The following is a 17763-nucleotide window of genomic DNA, read 5'->3' as shown; positions in this document are numbered from 1 at the left end:
CGGTGGAGGAACCCGCGGAACCTGACATTCCGTCGATCAAGGCTGCGATGATCGAACGCATGCGCGCTCTGATGGCGGCGCTCGGAAACAGGAACCCCGGGGGGACAGTCGTGATCACCGATCCGGAGCTCGGCGAGGAGTGGAAGACCGAGCCCATGGAACAGGCGTCGGCGCCGTCGGGGAGCGCGCGGGAGCCGACGGCGGGCGGTCCCGGCCCGCGCCCGTGGAAGTGGGCGCTGGGCGGCGCCGTGGTGGCATCGGCGGTGTGGGCCGGCGGGCTGTACGCCGTCGGGGGCCCGCCGGGCGACCCGGAGATCGCCTACCGGGCGTCGAAGAACCTGTGCGAGGACTTCGCCGCCCGGACGCTGGGCGGGATCGCCGGGGACCTGCACAAGCTGCGACCGGTGAACCACGAGAGCAGCAACCGGGCCGTGGACGGTGCCGTGTGCTCCCTGTCCAATATCGAGGGCGCGCAGGACTTCAGCGTGACGGCGCGGGTCGACCTGCACAAGAAGGCGGACCCCTCGGTCGAGTTCGACGCACCGCCCCTCGGGCTCATGGCCAACGTCGGCGCGGTGCACACCGAAGCGGTCCCGGGCCTGGGCGAGCGGGCCGCGATGATCGGGAGCGCAGGCGACCAGTTCATGCGCCTCAAGGCGGTGGACGGCGGTGCGGAGTTCAGCATCGAGGTCTCGGCCTTCACCTTCGGGGAGCGGCACGGCCGGCCCGCCACCGACGCCGACGCGGTCAAGGCGGCGATGGCCGAGGACCTGCGCGAACTGATCGCAGCACTCAGGAAGTAGGGGGCGGACATGATCGGGGAGCCCGAGCTCGACGGGGAGCGGTGGTCGGCGGCGGGCCGTGCCGAGGCCCCGCAGGACGTGGTGGTGGGCGAGCCCTTACGGGGCCGGGCGCGGCCGTGGCAGTGGGTGGCGGCAGCGGTGGTCGTCACCTCCGCACTGTGGGCGGGCGGGCTGTACGCCTTCGGGGACCGGCTGGCCGCGCCGGAGATCCGCTACCGGGTCACGGAGAACCTGTGCGATCAGTTCACGGCCCCGGCGCTGGACGGGGAGCTGGGCGGCCTCACGAAGACCGAACCGCGGGCGGGCAGCCGGCATCCGGCGCTGGAGTGGGCGTCGTGCGACCGCGAGAACGACAGGGCGGTCTCCCTCGGGACCGCGCACACCTCGGCCACGGTCGAACTGCACAAGAAGACCGATCCGGCGGTCGAGTTCGCACTCGACGTTCCGGGCAACCGGGTGTTCTTCGCCGGTGGCGACGGTCGGTGGGAGCCCTTGCCCGGCATCGGCGAGCAGGCCATGGTCACCAACCCGGTGACCGATGACAGCCTGCGGCTGCGGGTCCGCGACGGCGGCGCCGTGTTCACCGTCGATGTGATGATCTACCGGGCGACCGGCGGTGACGACCCCGACCCCACTCTGGCACCGCTGCCGCACCCCGGACGCGATGCGCTGCTGGCGGCGGCGGTCGAGGACACGCGGGCGCTGATGGCCGCGCTGCGCAGGAGCTGACAGCACGAGGGCCCCGCGACCGGGAACGGTCACGGGGCCCTCGTGGCGTACGGGGTGCCGTTACTCGGCGGCGAGGGCGGCCTCGGCGTCGAGGGTGACGGCGACGGCCTGGATCACGGAGGCGATCTTGAAGGCCTCCTGGATCGTCTCGCGGTCGACGCCCGCCTTGCGCAGGACCTGCTCGTGCGAGTCCAGGCACTGGCCGCAGCCGTTGATCGCGGAGACCGCGAGCGACCACAGCTCGAAGTCGACCTTCTCCACGCCCGGGTTGCCGATGACGTTCATCCGCAGGCCCGCGCGCAGGGTGCCGTACTCCGGGTCGGAGAGCAGGTGCCGGGTGCGGTAGAAGACGTTGTTCATCGCCATGACCGCGGCGGCGGACTTGGCGGCGGTGTACGCCTCCGGCGAGAGGTTCGCCTTGGCCTCCGGCTCCAGCTCACGCAGGACGAGCGGCGAACGGGCGGCGATCGCGCAGGACAGGACGGTGCCCCACAGCTGCTGCTGCGGGAGGTCGCTGTTGCCGATGACCGAACCGAGGTTCAGCTTCAGGTCCTTGGCGAAGTCCGGTATGGCCGACTTCAGCGAGTCGAGGGACATGCGTCACTCACCGGCCAGCAGCGCGCCGGCGTCGATGGTGCTGTCGCCCTTGTTCCAGTTGCACGGGCACAGCTCGTCGGTCTGCAGGGCGTCGAGGACCCGCAGGACCTCCTTGGGGTTACGGCCCACGGAACCGGCGGTCACCATCGAGAACTGGATCTCGTTGTTCGGGTCCACGATGAAGACGGCGCGCATCGGCAGGCCGTCCTCGCCCAGGATGCCCAGCTCGGTCGACAGCTCGCGCTTGATGTCGGACATCATCGGGAAGGGCAGGTCACGCAGGTCGGCGTGGTCCTTGCGCCAGGCGTGGTGGACGTACTCCGAGTCGAGCGAGAAGCCGAGGATCTGCGCGTCGCGGTCGGCGAACTCCTCGTTCAGCTTGCCGAAGGCGGCGATCTCGGTCGGGCACACGAAGGTGAAGTCCAGGGGCCACGCGAAGATGACCTTCCACTTGCCCTCGTAGGTCTTGTGGTCGATCTGCGCGAACTCGCTGCCGGCCTCGAGCGAGACACAGGCGGTCAGGTCGAAGGTGGGGAACTTGTCACCAACAGTGAGCACGCGCTCTCCTTATGCAGTGGAAAATGACCCTTTTGGGGGTTTTCCGATGGGGTTGGACTGATCTCACATGCTGACACACCTGCATTGATTACAGAAATAGCTAGTCTTGTGCTGGGTGATCGGAGGTACCTATCAGTGGCTGTCAGTAGTAGGGGAACGAAGCAACCGACGCTCGCGCAACTGCGCGCCTTCGCGGCGGTCGCCGAGCACCTGCACTTCCGGGACGCGGCCGCGGCCATCGGGATGAGCCAGCCGGCGCTCTCCGGAGCCGTCTCCGCACTGGAGGAGGCCCTCGGCGTGCAGCTGCTGGAGCGCACCACCCGCAAGGTGCTGCTCTCCCCGGCGGGCGAGCGGATCGCGGCGCGGGCCCAGGTGGTGCTCGACGCCATGGGCGGGCTGCTGGAGGAGGCCGAGGCCGTACGGGCCCCCTTCACCGGGGTGCTGCGGCTCGGGGTGATCCCCACGGTGGCGCCGTACCTGCTGCCGACCGTGCTCGGGCTGTTCCACCGGCGCTACCCGCGGATGGACCTCCAGGTGCACGAGGAGCAGACCGCCTCCCTGCTGGAGGGGCTGGGCGGCGGGCGTCTGGACCTGCTCCTGCTGGCGGTGCCGCTGGGTGTCCCCGGGGTCACCGAACTGCCCGTCTTCGACGAGGACTTCGTCCTGCTCGCGCCCCGCGAGCATGCGCTGGCCGGGCGCCGTGACATCCCGCTGGAGGAACTGCGGGGGCTGCAGCTCCTGCTGCTGGACGAAGGGCACTGCCTGCGCGACCAGGCCCTCGACATCTGCCGGGAGGCGGGACGGACGACCGGCGCGGACGTCACCACGACCGCCGCCGGGCTGTCCACGCTCGTACAACTGGTCGCCGGGGGACTGGGAGTGACGCTGTTGCCGCGTTCCGCGCTGCGGCTGGAGACCGCCCGCAACGAGTACCTGTCCACCGGCTACTTCGCCGAGCCCGCACCCTCCCGGCGGATCGCCCTGGCCATGCGCACCGGGACCGCCCGGCAGGAGGAGTTCGGGGCGATCGCCGCCGCACTGCGCGAAGCCGTACGCCCGCTCCCGGTCTGGCCCACCGACTAGGGGATCGGCGGAGTCACAAGGAACGGGCGTACGGGGTCCGGGGTCCGGGGTCACGCCGCGCGCGTCACTCCGTACGCAGGCCGTCCGGGCGCATCAGCCGCAGCAGCGGAGGCAGGCTGAGCAGGGTCACCACGACCACCACGCCCGCCCCGGCCGCCGTCATCCCGAGCACCGACGCCCAGTCGATCCGCAGCGGCTGGGCGGCCATGCTCATCAGGACGGCGCCCAGCCCCACGCCCGCCCCGGCCGCCAGCAGCAGGCCCAGCACGATCGGCACGGCCGTCTGCCACAGCACCGACAGGCTCAGCGTGGAGCGCTTGGTGCCGAAGGCGACCAGGGCGGAGAGCAGCCGCTTGCGCTCGCGCAACTGCTCCAGCTGGGAGACGAGGAGGCTTCCACCGATGAGGACCAGTACGGCGGTGGCGCCGAAGAACAGCCCCGTGCGGATCGAGGAGTAGCCGGCGGCTTCCCTGGTGTTCCGCAGCGTCATCGCCGTGACGAACGGGTCCGCCTTGAAGACGGCGTTGCGCGCCCGGTCCAGGGCGTCCGGACCGGACTCGTCGACCTGGACGAAGATCCGCGCGTCCGGGAAACTGCCGATCTCCTTGGGCGCCGCCGACGGGGTCACGAGCAGGCCGCTGCGCAGCTGCCCGGTGGGGTCCTCCCGGCTGGCGACCGTGCGGGCGTCCGCCGGGACCTTCCACTTCGCCGTACCGGGCCGGTCGGTCGTCCCGGACGCCGACGCGGATCCGTACCCGTATCCCCTGACGTTGCCGACGAACAGCTCGTCGCCGGGCTTCGCCGTGGCCCCGTAGACGTCGTCCCGGGAGGGGGAGCCGGTCACGACGAAGGCGTCGCCCTCCTTGCAGGAGCCGAGTGTCGCGACCTCGCCGAGCGCGTCGCAGGTGCCGATGGTCACCTGGACCGTCTCCTCGTCGGCGGGCACCTGGTGGGCGGCCTGCGCGGAGGTCAGCGGGACGGCGCGGGTGACGCCCGGGACGGCGGAGATCCGCTGCGCGAGGTCGTCCATGGGCGTCTGCGATTCGCGGTTCACCATGACCGCGACGGCGGCCCTGCCGGGGTCCTGGCCGGTCGACTTGGTGTAGTCGCCCTCGACGCCCGCGAAGAGCATCTGGAGGGCGATGGCGCCCGCGACGGCCACGGCGATGCCGTTGACGAGGCGGGCGGCGGCGCCGCTGTTGACCTGGAGCCGGCGCACGGCCAGCTGCCAGGAGACCGGGCCGCCGGACATGTTCGCGACGAATCGTTCCAGCAGCCAGGGGATCAGCACGGTGATCCCGACCAGCAGCAGCACCACGCCTCCGGCGACCTGCCACTGGTTGAACCTGCCGTGGTTGTTGCCGCGGCCGCCCATGGGCAGGAGCAGGCCGAGTCCGACCAGCGGGAGCAGCAGCCGCCACCAGATGCGGCGCCGGGAGGGCTTGGCCGTACGGACGACGCCCAGCGGCTCGATGACCACACCGCGCAGCGCGAACAGGGTCACGGCCACGGCCGCCGCGGGCACCGCGAGGGCGACGAGGACGGCGAGCCAGGGCGCCGGGTCCAGGTCGGCGGGGAAGACGCTGCGCTGCTGGAGGCTGAAGCTGCCGACCAGGGAGCGGCCGACGGCGAAGAATCCGGTGCCCAGCACCAGTCCGATCAGAGAGCCGGCCAGTGCCTCGCCGGCCGCGATCCGGCGCACCGTCCTGCTGTCGGCGCCGACCAGCCGCAGGGCGGCGAGCCGCCGGTCGCGCCGCTCCCCGCCGAAGCGGACGGCGGTGGCGATGAACACGGCGACGGGCATCAGCAGGGCGACGAACGTCAGGACCACCATCAGCATGAGCACGGGGTCGAGGCCCTCGCGGTCCGCGTCGTGGCCGAAGCCGGTGACGCGCTGGACGCGGAAGTCCTCGGGGCCGTTCTTCCGGAGGGTGTCGCTGCCCAGGTAGAAGAGCAGTTCGCCGGGGCCGACCAGCCCCGGGGCGCCGACGATCTCACTGACCCGCGCGTCGAGCCGCTCGCGCAGCAGGGCGCCGTCGGAGGACTTCAGCAACGCGTCGAGCGCGGGGGAGAGGGCCATCTCGCCCGGGCCGGGGATCCGCTTCAGACCGGGCGGCAGCGGGGCGTCCGGGCCCTCGGCCCGGATCATGTTCCCGTCGATGTCCTTGTTCCGGTACGTCTGGCCGATGCGGGCGATCAGCAGGGTGTCGGGCCCGGGGGCATCTGCCCGCTCGGAGTTCAACGTCGACCGTGCGTCGCCGCGCTCGTACCGCTGGGCGAGGGCGCCGGGGATCGCGGTGCTGATCAGCAGCAGGGCGACGCCGAGACCGACACCGACACCGGTGAGCAGGGTGCGGATCCATCCCTGGCGGCCGCCGCCGAAGGCGAAGTGGGTGCCCATGCCGAGATCGCGGGCCCAGACCTGGAGCCGGCTCATACGATCCGCTCCATGTCGCGGGATTTGCCGTCGCGTACGACGATCTCCCGGTCGGAGTAGGCGGCCACGCGCGTCTCGTGCGTGACGAGCACGACGGCGGTGTTCGCGGACCGGGCGGCCTCCGTGAGCAGCTGCATGACGAGTTCGCCGTTGAGCGAGTCGAGGGCCCCGGTGGGCTCGTCGGCGAAGATCACCCGGGGGCCGGTGACCAGGGCGCGGGCAACGGCCACGCGCTGCCCCTGGCCGCCGGATATTTCGCCGGGCCGCTTGGCCGCGAGGTCCTCCACCTGGAGCTGCTCCATCCGGTGCAGGGCGGTGCGTTCGGCCTCCTTGCGCTTGACGCCGGTCAGGCGCAGCGGGAGGGCGACGTTCTCCACGCAGGTCAACTCCGGTACGAGCTGGCCGAACTGGAAGACGAAGCCGAAATCGGTGCGGCGCAGCGCGCTGCGCTCGGCATCGCCGAGGGAGGTGAGCTCGCGGCCGGCGTAGGTGATGGAGCCGGAGTCGGGAGGGACGATGCCCGCGAGGCAGTGCAGCAGCGTCGACTTGCCGGAGCCGGACGGGCCCATGACGGCGACGATCTCGCCGGGGTGGATGGAGAACTCGGCTCCGTCGAGGGCCTTGGTGGTTGCGAATGCCTTGCGCAGGTCCGTCGCGGCGAGGAGGGAACCGGCCGGGGGCATCATCGGCGGACCTCCCGCGCGAGCTGGTCGAGGCGGGCCGCGGTGAGCTCCAGCCACCGCAGGTCCGCCTCCAGGTGGAAGAGGGCGTGGTCGCAGACGAGCTGGTCGGCGATGTCGCCCTTGCGCTTGCGCTGGGTGAGGATGCGCATGAGGCGCAGGTGCTCGGCGCGCTGGGTGTCCAGCAGCTCGTCGGCGCGGCGGCCGGTGAGCAGGGCGAGGACGACCTTGGTGTAGAGGGTCGAGTGGAGGTAGGGCTCCGGCTTCTCGGGCTGGGCGAGCCAGGCCTCGACGTCGGTGATCCCGGCGTCGGTGATGGCGTACCGCTTGCGCTCGGGGCCGCCGCCGCTTTCCACGGCGTCGACCTCGACGAGGCCGTTCTTCAGGAGCCGGGACATGGTCGAGTAGACCTGCCCGTAGGCGAGGGGCCGGTCGTGGCCGAACTTTTCGTCGAAGGTCCGCTTGAGGTCGTAACCATGGCGCGGGCCGGCCTCTAGGAGGCCCAGGAGCGTGTGACCGATGGACATGGCTGCGACTCTACACCGTGTGTATACGCGGAGTGTATAGAGAGCGAGTCGTGCCGTCCGGGCATGCGTACGCCCCGGTGGCGCCGGGTTCTCCGGCCCCACCGGGGCGTACGGGTCACTCCGTGGGCTTGGGGGGCCGTCCCCGGCGCGGGATGGGGCCGGGGGCCGAGGGGAGGCGGCCGGCCTCGGCGAGGGCCCGGCGGAGCAGGAACTCGATCTGCGCGTTGGCGCTGCGCAGTTCCTCGCCCGCCCAGCGGGCCAGTGCGTCGTACACCTGCGGGTCGAGCCGCAGCAGTACCTGCTTGCGCGCCTGCCGGCCCGCCGGTTTCTCCTCGCCGCCGGGGGTCACTGGTAGAGGGTCCCCGTGTTGACCACCGGCTGGGCGGCGCGGTCGCCGCACAGGACGACCATCAGGTTCGAGACCATGGCCGCCTTGCGCTCCGGGTCCAGGTCCACGATGTCCTGCTCCGCCAGTCGGGTCAGTGCCAGCTCGACCATGCCCACCGCGCCCTCCACGATCTGCTTGCGGGCCGCCACGACCGCGCCCGCCTGCTGGCGCTGGAGCATCGCGGAGGCGATCTCCGGAGCGTACGCGAGGTGCGTGAAGCGGGACTCGATGATGTGGACTCCGGCCGCGTCGACGCGGGCGTGCAGTTCGACCGCCAGCTTCTCGGTGATCTCCTCGGCGTTGCCGCGCAGCGACAGGCCGCCCTCCTCGTGGGCGTCGTAGGGGTACTCGATGGCGATGTGCCGGACGGCCGCCTCGGTCTGGGTCTCGACGAACTCGGTGAAGTCCTCGACCTCGAAGGAGGCGCGCGCGGTGTCCTCGACCCGCCACACCACGACCGCCGCCAGCTCTATCGGGTTGCCGTAGGCGTCGTTGACCTTCAGGACGGCCGTCTCGTGGTTGCGCACCCGGGTGGAGATCTTCTCGCGGGAGGTCAGCGGGTTGACCCAGCGCAGGCCGTCGGCGCGGATGGTGCCCCGGTAGCGGCCGAACAGCTGGACGACGCGGGCCTCGCCCGGCGCCACCGTGTTCAGCCCGCACATCGCGATCACGGAGGCGAGGCTCAGCAGTACGCCGGCCGCGATCAGGAGCGCCTTGGCCAGGGTGGCCGTGACCACCGAGCCGGCCGCGATCACGCCCGCGCCCGCCAGCAGACCCACCAGACCGAGCAGCAGCGCCAGGCCGCCGCCGACGCTGTGCGCGGTGAACTCCCTTACTCCGCTTGGGTTGGCGTTTTCGTTCGTCATGGTTTGCCCCGTTTCTCAGCACACGGCCGGTCGGACCGTCTAGCAAAGTGATATCACTTTTTTGCGCTTCGGCAACCCTTCGGCTTAGGTGAGCGTCGGTTCCAGTGATGTGGGTGCTGATTCTCACGTCCGAAATGACCGGAATTAGTCACGGTTGGCCAACTTTTGACACAGCCTGCGGTGTTAGCTTTCTGAGCTGACGTCGGGGGGGCAATCGAGCGGAGCGGGAACGATGGGCCGAGCAGAAGTGCGTAAGGCGCAGCAGCGGCGCGGTGCGCGGCGTGCGCCGAGCGGACGCGCGCAGGGCGCCGAGGGAAGCGGAAGTACCGGCAAACGCACCGGCATACGCCGCTTCTTCACCTGGAAGAAGGTCTTGGGCACGTTCTTCGGGCTGGCCCTGCTCGGCATGGGCGCGCTGGTCGCCCTGTACTTCTACGTGGAAGAGCCGGACCCCAACAAGCAGGCTCTCCAGCAGAGCAACGTCTACAAGTACGCAGACGGCACGATCATGGCCAGCAAGGGCAAGGTCAACCGCGAGATCCTGCCGATCGACAAGATCCCGATGGACGTCCAGGAGGCGTTCATCGCGATCGAGAACAAGTCGTTCCGCAAGGACCAGGGCGTGGACTTCAAGGGTCTGGCCCGCGGTCTGTGGAACACGGCCACCGGCCGGGGCAAGGCCGGCGGCTCCACGATCACCCAGCAGTACGTCAAGAACTACTACCTGACCCAGGATCAGACGGCGACCCGCAAGCTCAAGGAGCTGGTGATCTCCCTCAAGGTCGACCAGCGCATGAAGAAGCCCGAGATCCTGGCGGGTTACCTCAACACGAGCTACTTCGGGCGCGGCGCCTACGGCATCCAGGCCGCGGCCCAGGCCTACTACGGCGTCGACGCCGGGCAGCTGACGCTGGAACAGGGCGCCTACCTCGCCACCCTCGTACAGGCGCCCAGCCAGTACGACTGGTCGACCGCCAGCGACGAGACGAAGAAGCGGATCAAGATCCGCTACGACGCGACCCTCGTGAACATGGTCGACATGAAGAAGCTGGACGAGGCCAAGCGCCAGACGCTGAAGTTCCCGGAGCCGCAGCCGCCGCAGCCGCCGATGGGCATGGACGGCCAGAAGGGCTACCTGGTCCAGGCCGCCGAGGCCGAGCTCAACTCCCAGGGCGTCGAGCGGAAGCTGATCGACGCAGGCGGCTGGACGTTCACGCTGAACATCGACCCGAAGAAGCAGGCCGCGCTGGAGACGGCCGTCCAGGAGGAGCTGGAGTCCAAGCTGGAGCGCACGAACGTCGAAAAGCGCCCCATCGACCAGCGCGTGCAGGCAGGCGCCACCTCCGTGGACCCGAAGACCGGCCACATCGTCGCGATGTACGGCGGTACGAGCCTGAAGGACCACTGGTCGAGCAACGCCCTGCGCAAGGACTACCAGCCGGGCTCGACCTTCAAGCCGGTCGTGCTGGCCTCCGCCCTGGAGAACGGGTCGAAGACCCAGGACGGCAAGCCGATCACGCCGAACGCGCTCTACGACGGCACCAGCAAGCGCGCGGTCGTCGGCAGCGACATCCCGTTCGCCCCGCAGAACCAGGAGGACCACAGCTACGGCACTCCGATGATGACGGTCCAGGAAGCCACCAACTTCTCGGTGAACTCCGTCTACGCGCAGATGATCGTGGACGTGGAACCGCCGAACGTGAAGAAGACGGCCCTGGCCCTCGGCATGAAGGACCGCGACGGCTGGCCCGAGGACAAGCCGGCCATGTCGCTCGGCACCATGAGCGCCAACACCGTGGAGATGGCGGCCGTCTACGCCACCCTCGACAACCACGGCAAGAAGGTCACGCCGACCATCATCAAGAAGGCCGAGCACAAGGACCGCGTGGTCGAGCCGGCCCAGCCCATCGGTGCCCAGGCCATCAGCCGCAGGACCGCCGACACCGTCACCAAGGTGCTCACGGGCGTCGTCAACGACGACGGCGGCTCCGGCAACAAGGTCCGCAGCAGCGCCTACGAGGCCGCGGGCAAGACCGGTACCACCGAGTCCAACGTCTCCGGCTGGTTCTCCGGCTACACCCCGGAGCTGGTCACCGTCGTCGCGATCTTCGGTGAGGAGCCCGGCACCGCCAAGCAGGTCACCCTGACCGGCACGGCCGGCCTCGGCCGCCTCGGCGGCTCCAGCTTCCCCGCCTCGATCTGGAAGGCGTACACCCTCGCCGCCCTCAAGGGCGCGGACACGGGCAAGTTCCAGCTGAGCGAGGCGGACATGGGCGCCGTCCAGACGCCGTCCCGCAGCGCCTCGCCGACGCCGTCGCCGAGCCCGTCCTCCAGCGCGCCGGCCGCCAGCAGCAGCCCGTCGCCGTCCCCGTCGACGTCCCCGTCGCCCAGCGCCACCAAGTCGGGTACGACGCCGTCCCCGTCGACGTCCCCGTCGCCCACGGCGACCAAGAGCGGCGGTCCCAAGCCGCCGGACCCGCCGCTGATCCCCGAGCACTAGGGACACGGACAGACAGCCGCCCCGCAGCCTTCCTCGAAGGCTGCGGGGCGGCTGTCCTTGTGCCGGTCGCGGGATCAGCGGCGCTCGGGCGTCCCCGGCAGCGACAGCTCGAACCAGACGACCTTTCCGCTGCTGAGTCGCGTCGCGCCCCAGCGGCGGGCCATCCGGTTGACCAGGAACAGGCCGCGGCCGCCCTCGTCGGTGTCCCGCGCCCGGCGCTGGCGGGGCAGCTGGGGCGAGTCGTCGCCGACCTCGCAGCGCAGTACGTCCGTACGCAGCAGGCGCAGCGTCACGGGGCGTTCCGCGTACCGCACGGCATTGGTGACCACCTCGCTGACCAGCAGCTCCAGCGAGTCGCTCAGCTCCTCCAGGCCCCAGCGGGTCAGGGCGCGGCGGGCGAACCGGCGGGCCCGGCCCGGGGCGGTCTCCTCCGGGTCCAGGAACCAGTACGCGACGTCGCTGGGCGCGATCCCGTCGAACCGGGCCGCCAGGAGCGCGATGTCGTCGTCCCGGTCGCCGGGGCCGAGCATGTCCAGGACGTCGTCGCAGAGCGCCTCCAGCGGCGGCGGGTGGTCCAGGCCCGTCAGCTGGGCGGTCGTGGCCAGGCGCTCGCGCAGCTGCTCGATGCCGGTCCACACGTCCCGCAGGCGCGACTCCACCAGGCCGTCGGTGTAGAGCAGCAGGGTGCCCCCGGCGGGCGCGTCCAGCTCCACGGCCTCGAAGTCCACGCCGCCGACGCCGATGGGGGCGCCGGGGGGTACGCGGAGCACCTCGGCGCGGCCGCCCAGGTGCAGCAGGACCGGCGGCGGGTGGCCCGCGTTGGCGATGGTGATCCGGTGCGCGACGGGATCGTAGACGGCGTACAGGCAGGTGGCCATGCGGTCGGAGCCGAGGCGCTGCGCCTGCTCGTCCAGGTGGTGCAGGACCTCGGCGGGCGGCAGGTCCAGTTGCGCGAGGGTCTGCGCGGTGGTGCGGAGCTGACCCATGATCGCGGCGGAGGTCATGGAGTGGCCCATGACGTCGCCGACGACGAGCGCGACCCGGCTGCCGGGCAGCGGTATGGCGTCGTACCAGTCGCCGCCGACCCGGGCCGTCTCGGCGGCGGGCAGGTAGCGGGAGGCCAGCCGTACCCCGGTGGGCTGGGGGAGGCTGTCGGGCAGCATGGTGCGCTGCAACTCGTCGGCGATGTACGCCTCACGGCCGTACAGGACCGCCTTGTCGATGCCGAGCGCGGTGTGGGTGGCGAGCTGGGCGGCGACCAGGAGGTCGTTCTGCTCGAAGGCGGGACGCTCGGGACTGCGCAGGAAGACGGCCGCGCCGATCACCCGGCGGCGGCCGCGCAGCGGTGCGAGGACGGCCCGGTTGCCGCGCGGCAGCGGGTGGTCGACACCGAGCAGCTCGGGCAGTGCGGCCCGGGCGGCGGCGGAGGAACCGAAGACGGGCCGTACGCCGCGCAGCACCTCGGCGAGCGCGCCGCCCGGCCGGATCTCGCACAGCTCGGCCGCGGGCAGGTCACCCTGCGGGCCGACCAGCGGCAACTGGCTGAAGTCGAGCTCGCCGGTGGCCCCCGCGGCCCCGGCGAGGTCCATCCCCGCGCCGATGGTGCTGCTGATGTCCGTCAGGTCGTCGATCGGCCGGAGCCGGTCGGTGCGCCGGAGCCTTAAAACGACCGGGCCGACGGGCCGCTCGTCCCCGACGGGGAGCGGGTCGCGCAGGTAGACGAGGATCGCGTCCGAGAAGGTCGGCACGGTGGCCCGGCACAGGCCCAGCACGATCTCGTCGAGGTCGATGCCGCGGGCGATCCGCCGGGTGGCGGCGCCGACGAACCGCAGCCGGTCCCCCTCGCGGCGCGCGGCGGTCACCTCTCCGGAACCCCCGGCCGCTACGGAGCTCCCACCACCCCCGTGGTGCCCGGCTCCGCCGTCACCGCTCGCGATCGTGCCGGCCGCGGGGCCGTTGCCGTCGTCGCTCATGTCCTCGCTCCCGCCGCGCGGGCGTGGGGCCTCGGCGGGAGCACCGTGCCCGGCCGCGCCGATCGACGCGTCGAGGGAGCTCGCACCGGGCCGGGGGCGGGCCGCGCCCTCGCCGGGCTCCGCCGCGGCCGGTACCTCGCCGGGGGCGGCCGCGTTGCGGCGCGGCCGGGGCAGCCCGGCGCTGCCGCCCGCGCCCGCGCCCGCCGCGGAGCGGGCGGCGCGCGCGTCGGAGGCCGCCGCGGCGGCCGCGCCGCCCGGCTCCGCCGCCGGGCCGGCGCCGGCGTCCGCGGCATGCGTGCGTACGGCCTCGGCGGCGGCGATGGGCGCCTTGCCGTGGCCGGCCTCGTCCGTACCTCCGCCGGAGGCGACGGGCTGCGGGCCCTCCTGGGAGGTGGGGTACTCCGTCACGCGTGGATTTCCGTCCGTTTGCGCTCGATGTGCGCTGCACACAACTCGGTCAGTCGCGGTATACCCGCTCAGCGGCCCGGGCACCATCGCCCCGAGGTTCCTCGCCCAAACTTCTCCCCCAACCCGCGGCCGGGAGGTGCCCCTGACGGACCCTCGCCCCCTCGTCGCCTCTCGTCGTGCGTCGACCTCCGGTCAAGTCCCGCGTGCGGCACACCACTTGCAAAGCGGCGCATCCACCGCGCCGCCCCGCGCGCGTGACCTCGTGGAGGACGATCCTACGTTTGAACCCCGGGGGCGCATCAAGGGTCTCATGAGGTCATATGCGTCGGGGTGTGGTCCCAGTCCTCCGGCAGGGCCGGAATCCTCCAGGCCGGATCCGGCCGCCAGTCCTCCCAGCCGCCCGAGAACGGCGCCCCCCATTCCTTGATCACCTCGACCGCGGCGCGGCCCGCCTCCCTTACCCCGGCGGCCTGCTCACGGTCCATCAGACCGGACCGCTGCGCCTGCGCGAACTCGTCCGCGTCCAGCCACTTCCAACTGCGGTCCGGGTGGACGGCGATGTCCAGGAAGTGGTCCACGGAGTCCACCCCTCCGGCCCATCGCGAGCGCGGCTCCTCCAGGTTCACGTACCAGTTCTTGAACTGCCAGCCGGGGCCCCAGAACAGCCACACCGACCACGGGTCCCCGGGCCGGGCCAGTTTCAGGACACCGGTGCCGAACCACCGCGACCGTACGGTGGTGCGCGCCGCCGTGTACCGGGTGGCGAGCGGTTCCTCGTGGACGGGGGTGCCGTCGGCGAGCACCGGCTTGACGCATTCGGTGCCGGGGGCCATCCACACCGCCAGCAGCTCGTCGGTGTCCTGGACCACCGTCACCGGGCGGCAGATGTGCACCGGGCCCACCAGCCCCGGGGCGTGGTCGCGGTAGCGCCACAGGACCTGCTCCCCGGGCGCCCAGCGCGGGCCCTGCGCGGGACCGCCCGGCGCGCTCCGCGCCGGGCCGCTCCCGGGCTTGAAAGTACCTGTCATGCGCAGATCTTAGGGCGGGGGTCCCGGCGCCCGCTGCGGCGCAGGTCACCGGTGGGTTCGACAGCGAGAAACGACCGAATCCGGCCCCCGCCCGGAGGTGCGGCCGGACGGGTCAGGGGCGCGTCATGCGCAGGACGTCCAGGGCCTCGTCGAGCTGCTCCAGAGTGAGGGCCCCGCGCTCCACGTAGCCGGCCTCCAGGACCACCTCCCTGATCGTCTTCCGCTCGGCGAGGGACCTCTTGGCGACCTTGGCGGCCTCCTCGTAGCCGATGTAGCGGTTGAGCGGGGTGACCACGGAGGGCGAGGACTCGGCGTATTTCCTGGCCCGCGCCTCGTTGGCGGTGATTCCGTCGATCGTGCGGTCGGCCAGCAGGCGGCTCGCGCTGCCGAGCAGCCGGATCGATTCGAGGAGGTTCCTGGCCATCACCGGGAGCATCACATTGAGCTCGAAGTTGCCGGCCGCGCCCGCCACGGCAACGGTGGCGTCGTTCCCCATGACCTGTGCGGCGACCATCAGGACGGCCTCCGGGACCACCGGATTGACCTTCCCGGGCATGATCGAGGAGCCCGGCTGGAGATCCGGGAGATTGATTTCGGCCAAACCGGTGCGCGGTCCGGAAGCCATCCAGCGGAGGTCGTTGGAGATTTTGGTGAGGGAGACGGCGACGGTGCGGAGCATTCCGGAGGTTTCCACGAGTGCGTCCCGCGCCCCCTGGGCCTCGAAGTGGTCGCGGGCCTCGGTCAGCGGCAGTCCGGTCGCGTCGGCGACCTCGGCGATCACCGCGGCGGAGAACCCGGGCGGGGTGTTGATGCCGGTGCCCACCGCGGTGCCGCCCAGCGGCAGCTCGGCCAGCCGCGGCAGGGCTGCCCGCAGTCGCTCGACGCCGTAGCGGATCTGGGCCGCGTAGCCGCCGAACTCCTGGCCGAGGGTGACCGGGGTGGCGTCCATCAGGTGGGTGCGCCCGGCCTTGACGACCTGCGCGAACTCGGCGGCCTTGAGCTCCAGGGCCGCCGCCAGGTGCTCCAGGGCCGGAATCAGCTCGCCGGTGACGGCGGCGGTGGCGGCGATGTGGATGGACGACGGGAAGACGTCGTTGGAGCTCTGCGAGGCGTTCACGTGGTCGTTGGGGTGGACCTCGCGGCCCAGGCGCTCGGTGGCCAGGGTGGCGATCACCTCGTTGGTGTTCATGTTGGACGAGGTCCCGGAGCCGGTCTGGAAGACGTCCACGGGGAAGTGGTCGTCCCAGCGGCCGTCCGCGACCTCGGCGGCGGCCGACCGGATCGCGTCGGCGACGTCCTGGTCCACCACGCCGAGCTTCGCGTTCACCGCGGCGGCGGCGGCCTTGATCCGGGCGAGGGCCTCGATGTGGGCGCGCTCCAACCGCTGGCCGGAGACGGGGAAGTTCTCCACCGCGCGCTGGGTCTGGGCGCGCCACTTGGCGTGCCGGGGCACCCGTACGTCGCCCATGGAGTCGTGCTCGATCCGGAACGCATCGGCCTGCTGCTCGTCTGTCATTTTCCTGACCTCCTCAAAAAGTTGAGCAATTGTCTTGTTCGAAGTGTTCCCAACTCCCCTACCGGCCAGTAAATACCGGGGGTAACACCGACATCCGGGGAGGCCCTTCATGGCACGTGCCCGTACGAGACCCATGCTCAGATCTACCTTCGCCGCCGTCGCGGCGATCGCGGCCGCCCTGGGGGGTGTCACCGCCATCACCCCCATGGCCCAGGCGGCGCCCGCCTCCGGGGCCGTGACGCCCCTGTCGCCCGAGCTGGAGGCCATCCGGGCCGCGGAGGCCACCAAGATCTACGGCGACCCGGCCGTGCGCCCGCTGAACGAGCGCAGAACAGGCCTGATCTCGCTGGGCGACAGCGAGATTTCGGGCGAAGGAGTCGGCAACTACGACCCCGCGACCAACACGCCGAACAACCAGTGCCACCGCTCGCCGGACGCTGCGATCCACCGCACCGGCATCCCGGCCGACCTGACCTTCAACGTCGCCTGCTCCGGCGGATACACCGGGAACATTCGGATCGGCGGCAGCAAGCAGTACGCCGACGAGCTGGTGCAGAGCGACAACCTGGCCGTCAAGGCGCGCAACACGAGGATCAAGATGGTCCTGCTGGTCGCCGGGGCCAACGACGACCTGCAGTTCGGCCCCGTCATGACCGACTGCGTCACCCGCTGGGTGCTCAGCCAGGGCACCTGCGAGCCCAAGTACGGGCCCGGCTGGCAGGCGCGCGTCGACGGCCTGAAGCCCAAGGTCGAGGCCACGGTCGCCGACCTGAAGACCGTCATGCGCGAAGCCGGTTACGCCGACTCCGACTACAAGCTGGTCGTGATGGGCTACCCCAGCCCCATCGGGCCCGACTTCCACGACAACCCGAGCTTCCCCGGCAAGCTTCCCGGCGGCTGCGCCGGCTACGACTCCGACGCCACCTGGGGCCGCAACTACGCGGTGCCCACCTTCGAGAAGGGCATGCGCGCGGCGGCCCTCGCCTCCGGCGCGATCTACCTGGACAACTCGCGCCTCTTCCACGGCCACGAGGTCTGCATGGAGGACACCTGGGCCCGCGGCCTCTACCTGGACCTCGGGGACCACTTCCCGTGGGACGAGAACACCGCCCGCCAGTCCTTCCACCCCAACTACCGGGGCCACGGCGCCTTCGCCTCCTGCCTCACCCAGCTCTACAACTCGGGCCTGCGTGAAGCCTCCTGCGCCGACCCCGCGAGCACCGGGACCCCTGTGCTGCAGGTCGGCGCCTGGGACGACCGGTTCAAGCCCCTGAAGAACGAGGCGACCGGCAACTGCCTCGACTCCTTCGGCGGCTCCAGCGCCAACGAGACCAGGATCGTCGGATGGGACTGCCACGGCGGCCGCAACCAGGGCTGGTGGTACGACAGCGTCCGTAAGTCCGTCCACATCGAACTGACCCAGGACCGCTGCATCGACGCTCCCGGCTCCGCCTACGGCTCCGGTACAGGGCTGATCATCTGGAACTGCCACGGCGGCGCGAACCAGCAGTTCGTCCGCGACGGCGCCACCCTGCGCCCCGCCGCCGCCCCGGGGATGTGCCTGACGGTGGCCGCGGCGCACGAGCCGCTGCGCCTGCAGACCTGCAACGGATCCGCGAACCAGCGCTTCGCATAACCGCCCCGCACCACCAGACCCCCCACGCCCGGCC

Annotated in this window: 15 protein-coding genes; 5 read left to right on the top strand and 10 right to left on the bottom strand. The window is 71.4% G+C overall.

From position 1 onward, the window contains the following. The first annotated feature begins 59 nt into the window (after positions 1-59). Together OG373_RS15345 and OG373_RS15340 are read left to right on the top strand one after the other, a co-directional pair. A complete protein-coding gene (locus OG373_RS15345) occupies positions 60-803 on the top strand; it encodes a hypothetical protein (RefSeq protein ID WP_405438861.1) in 744 nt (247 codons plus the stop codon). Between the two features lie 9 nt (positions 804-812). After that, positions 813-1532 (top strand): hypothetical protein, encoded by a 720-nt coding sequence (locus OG373_RS15340; RefSeq protein ID WP_405438859.1) that lies wholly within the window; start codon positions 813-815, stop codon positions 1530-1532. Positions 1533-1592: 60 nt separating this feature from the next. Here the strand turns inward: OG373_RS15340 and OG373_RS15335 are convergent, their stop codons facing one another. Together OG373_RS15335 and OG373_RS15330 are read right to left on the bottom strand one after the other, a co-directional pair. Then, positions 1593-2129 (bottom strand): alkyl hydroperoxide reductase, encoded by a 537-nt coding sequence (locus OG373_RS15335; RefSeq protein ID WP_030712103.1) that lies wholly within the window; start codon positions 2127-2129, stop codon positions 1593-1595. Positions 2130-2132: 3 nt separating this feature from the next. Then, positions 2133-2687, bottom strand: coding sequence for a peroxiredoxin (locus tag OG373_RS15330; RefSeq protein WP_030385790.1), 555 nt, complete (start codon positions 2685-2687; stop codon positions 2133-2135). 135 nt (positions 2688-2822) lie between these two features. Here OG373_RS15330 and OG373_RS15325 point away from each other — a divergent pair, with 135 nt between their 5' ends. Beyond that, on the top strand, positions 2823-3770 hold the full coding sequence (locus OG373_RS15325) for a hydrogen peroxide-inducible genes activator (protein ID WP_189972135.1): 948 nt from the start codon (positions 2823-2825) through the stop codon (positions 3768-3770). Between the two features lie 64 nt (positions 3771-3834). Here OG373_RS15325 and OG373_RS15320 read toward each other — a convergent pair whose 3' ends face one another. The 5 genes from OG373_RS15320 to OG373_RS15300 form a co-directional block, all read right to left on the bottom strand. Further along, entirely contained in the window at positions 3835-6207 is a 2373-nt protein-coding gene (locus OG373_RS15320) for an FtsX-like permease family protein (RefSeq protein ID WP_405438857.1), read from the bottom strand. Continuing rightward, positions 6204-6893, bottom strand: coding sequence for an ABC transporter ATP-binding protein (locus tag OG373_RS15315; protein ID WP_405438855.1), 690 nt, complete (start codon positions 6891-6893; stop codon positions 6204-6206). The genes OG373_RS15320 and OG373_RS15315 overlap by 4 nt, the downstream gene beginning before the upstream one ends. Beyond that, on the bottom strand, positions 6890-7414 hold the full coding sequence (locus OG373_RS15310) for a PadR family transcriptional regulator (RefSeq protein ID WP_397729310.1): 525 nt from the start codon (positions 7412-7414) through the stop codon (positions 6890-6892). The genes OG373_RS15315 and OG373_RS15310 overlap by 4 nt, the downstream gene beginning before the upstream one ends. A 115-nt stretch (positions 7415-7529) precedes the next feature. Then, a complete protein-coding gene (locus tag OG373_RS15305; RefSeq protein ID WP_397729309.1) occupies positions 7530-7814 on the bottom strand; it encodes a hypothetical protein in 285 nt (94 codons plus the stop codon). Next, positions 7760-8668, bottom strand: coding sequence for an SPFH domain-containing protein (locus OG373_RS15300; protein ID WP_405438853.1), 909 nt, complete (start codon positions 8666-8668; stop codon positions 7760-7762). Before OG373_RS15300 ends, OG373_RS15305 begins: the two co-directional genes overlap by 55 nt. 232 nt (positions 8669-8900) lie before the next feature. On the opposite strand from OG373_RS15300, the gene OG373_RS15295 reads away from it, so the two are divergent. Further along, the gene (locus tag OG373_RS15295; protein WP_405438851.1) at positions 8901-11168 is read left to right on the top strand and encodes a transglycosylase domain-containing protein; all 2268 of its coding nucleotides are present in this window, start codon (positions 8901-8903) and stop codon (positions 11166-11168) included. Positions 11169-11242: 74 nt separating this feature from the next. Here the strand turns inward: OG373_RS15295 and OG373_RS15290 are convergent, their stop codons facing one another. The 3 genes from OG373_RS15290 to OG373_RS15280 all read right to left on the bottom strand — a co-directional run bounded on the left by OG373_RS15290 (position 11243) and on the right by OG373_RS15280 (position 16093). Next, a complete protein-coding gene (locus OG373_RS15290; protein ID WP_405438849.1) occupies positions 11243-13549 on the bottom strand; it encodes a SpoIIE family protein phosphatase in 2307 nt (768 codons plus the stop codon). 308 nt (positions 13550-13857) lie between these two features. Next, on the bottom strand, positions 13858-14577 hold the full coding sequence (locus tag OG373_RS15285) for a DUF402 domain-containing protein (protein WP_405438848.1): 720 nt from the start codon (positions 14575-14577) through the stop codon (positions 13858-13860). Positions 14578-14689: 112 nt separating this feature from the next. After that, positions 14690-16093 (bottom strand): class II fumarate hydratase, encoded by a 1404-nt coding sequence (locus tag OG373_RS15280; RefSeq protein WP_405438846.1) that lies wholly within the window; start codon positions 16091-16093, stop codon positions 14690-14692. 109 nt (positions 16094-16202) lie between these two features. Here OG373_RS15280 and OG373_RS15275 point away from each other — a divergent pair, with 109 nt between their 5' ends. Beyond that, positions 16203-17729, top strand: coding sequence for a ricin-type beta-trefoil lectin domain protein (locus OG373_RS15275; protein ID WP_405438844.1), 1527 nt, complete (start codon positions 16203-16205; stop codon positions 17727-17729). The last annotated feature ends 34 nt before the right edge of the window (positions 17730-17763 follow it).

Source organism: Streptomyces avidinii, from assembly GCF_045161815.1.
GTDB classification, from domain to species: Bacteria; Actinomycetota; Actinomycetes; order Streptomycetales; family Streptomycetaceae; genus Streptomyces; species Streptomyces avidinii.
The sequence above is the reverse complement of the archived record's forward strand: the minus strand, read 5'-3'. Positions and strand labels throughout refer to the sequence as shown.

Excerpts from the sequence above, each read along its gene's own strand:
- OG373_RS15335 (WP_030712103.1), bottom strand. The coding sequence starts at position 2,129 with ATGTCCCTCGACTCGCTGAAGTCGGCCATACCGGACTTCGCCAAGGAC.
- OG373_RS15295 (WP_405438851.1), top strand. The coding sequence starts at position 8,901 with ATGGGCCGAGCAGAAGTGCGTAAGGCGCAGCAGCGGCGCGGTGCGCGG.
- OG373_RS15345 (WP_405438861.1), top strand. The coding sequence starts at position 60 with ATGCGCGCTCTGATGGCGGCGCTCGGAAACAGGAACCCCGGGGGGACA.
- OG373_RS15285 (WP_405438848.1), bottom strand. The coding sequence starts at position 14,577 with ATGACAGGTACTTTCAAGCCCGGGAGCGGCCCGGCGCGGAGCGCGCCG.
- OG373_RS15275 (WP_405438844.1), top strand. The coding sequence starts at position 16,203 with ATGGCACGTGCCCGTACGAGACCCATGCTCAGATCTACCTTCGCCGCC.
- OG373_RS15280 (WP_405438846.1), bottom strand. The coding sequence starts at position 16,093 with ATGACAGACGAGCAGCAGGCCGATGCGTTCCGGATCGAGCACGACTCC.
- OG373_RS15300 (WP_405438853.1), bottom strand. The coding sequence starts at position 8,668 with ATGACGAACGAAAACGCCAACCCAAGCGGAGTAAGGGAGTTCACCGCG.
- OG373_RS15320 (WP_405438857.1), bottom strand. The coding sequence starts at position 6,207 with ATGAGCCGGCTCCAGGTCTGGGCCCGCGATCTCGGCATGGGCACCCAC.
- OG373_RS15315 (WP_405438855.1), bottom strand. The coding sequence starts at position 6,893 with ATGATGCCCCCGGCCGGTTCCCTCCTCGCCGCGACGGACCTGCGCAAG.
- OG373_RS15310 (WP_397729310.1), bottom strand. The coding sequence starts at position 7,414 with ATGTCCATCGGTCACACGCTCCTGGGCCTCCTAGAGGCCGGCCCGCGC.
- OG373_RS15340 (WP_405438859.1), top strand. The coding sequence starts at position 813 with ATGATCGGGGAGCCCGAGCTCGACGGGGAGCGGTGGTCGGCGGCGGGC.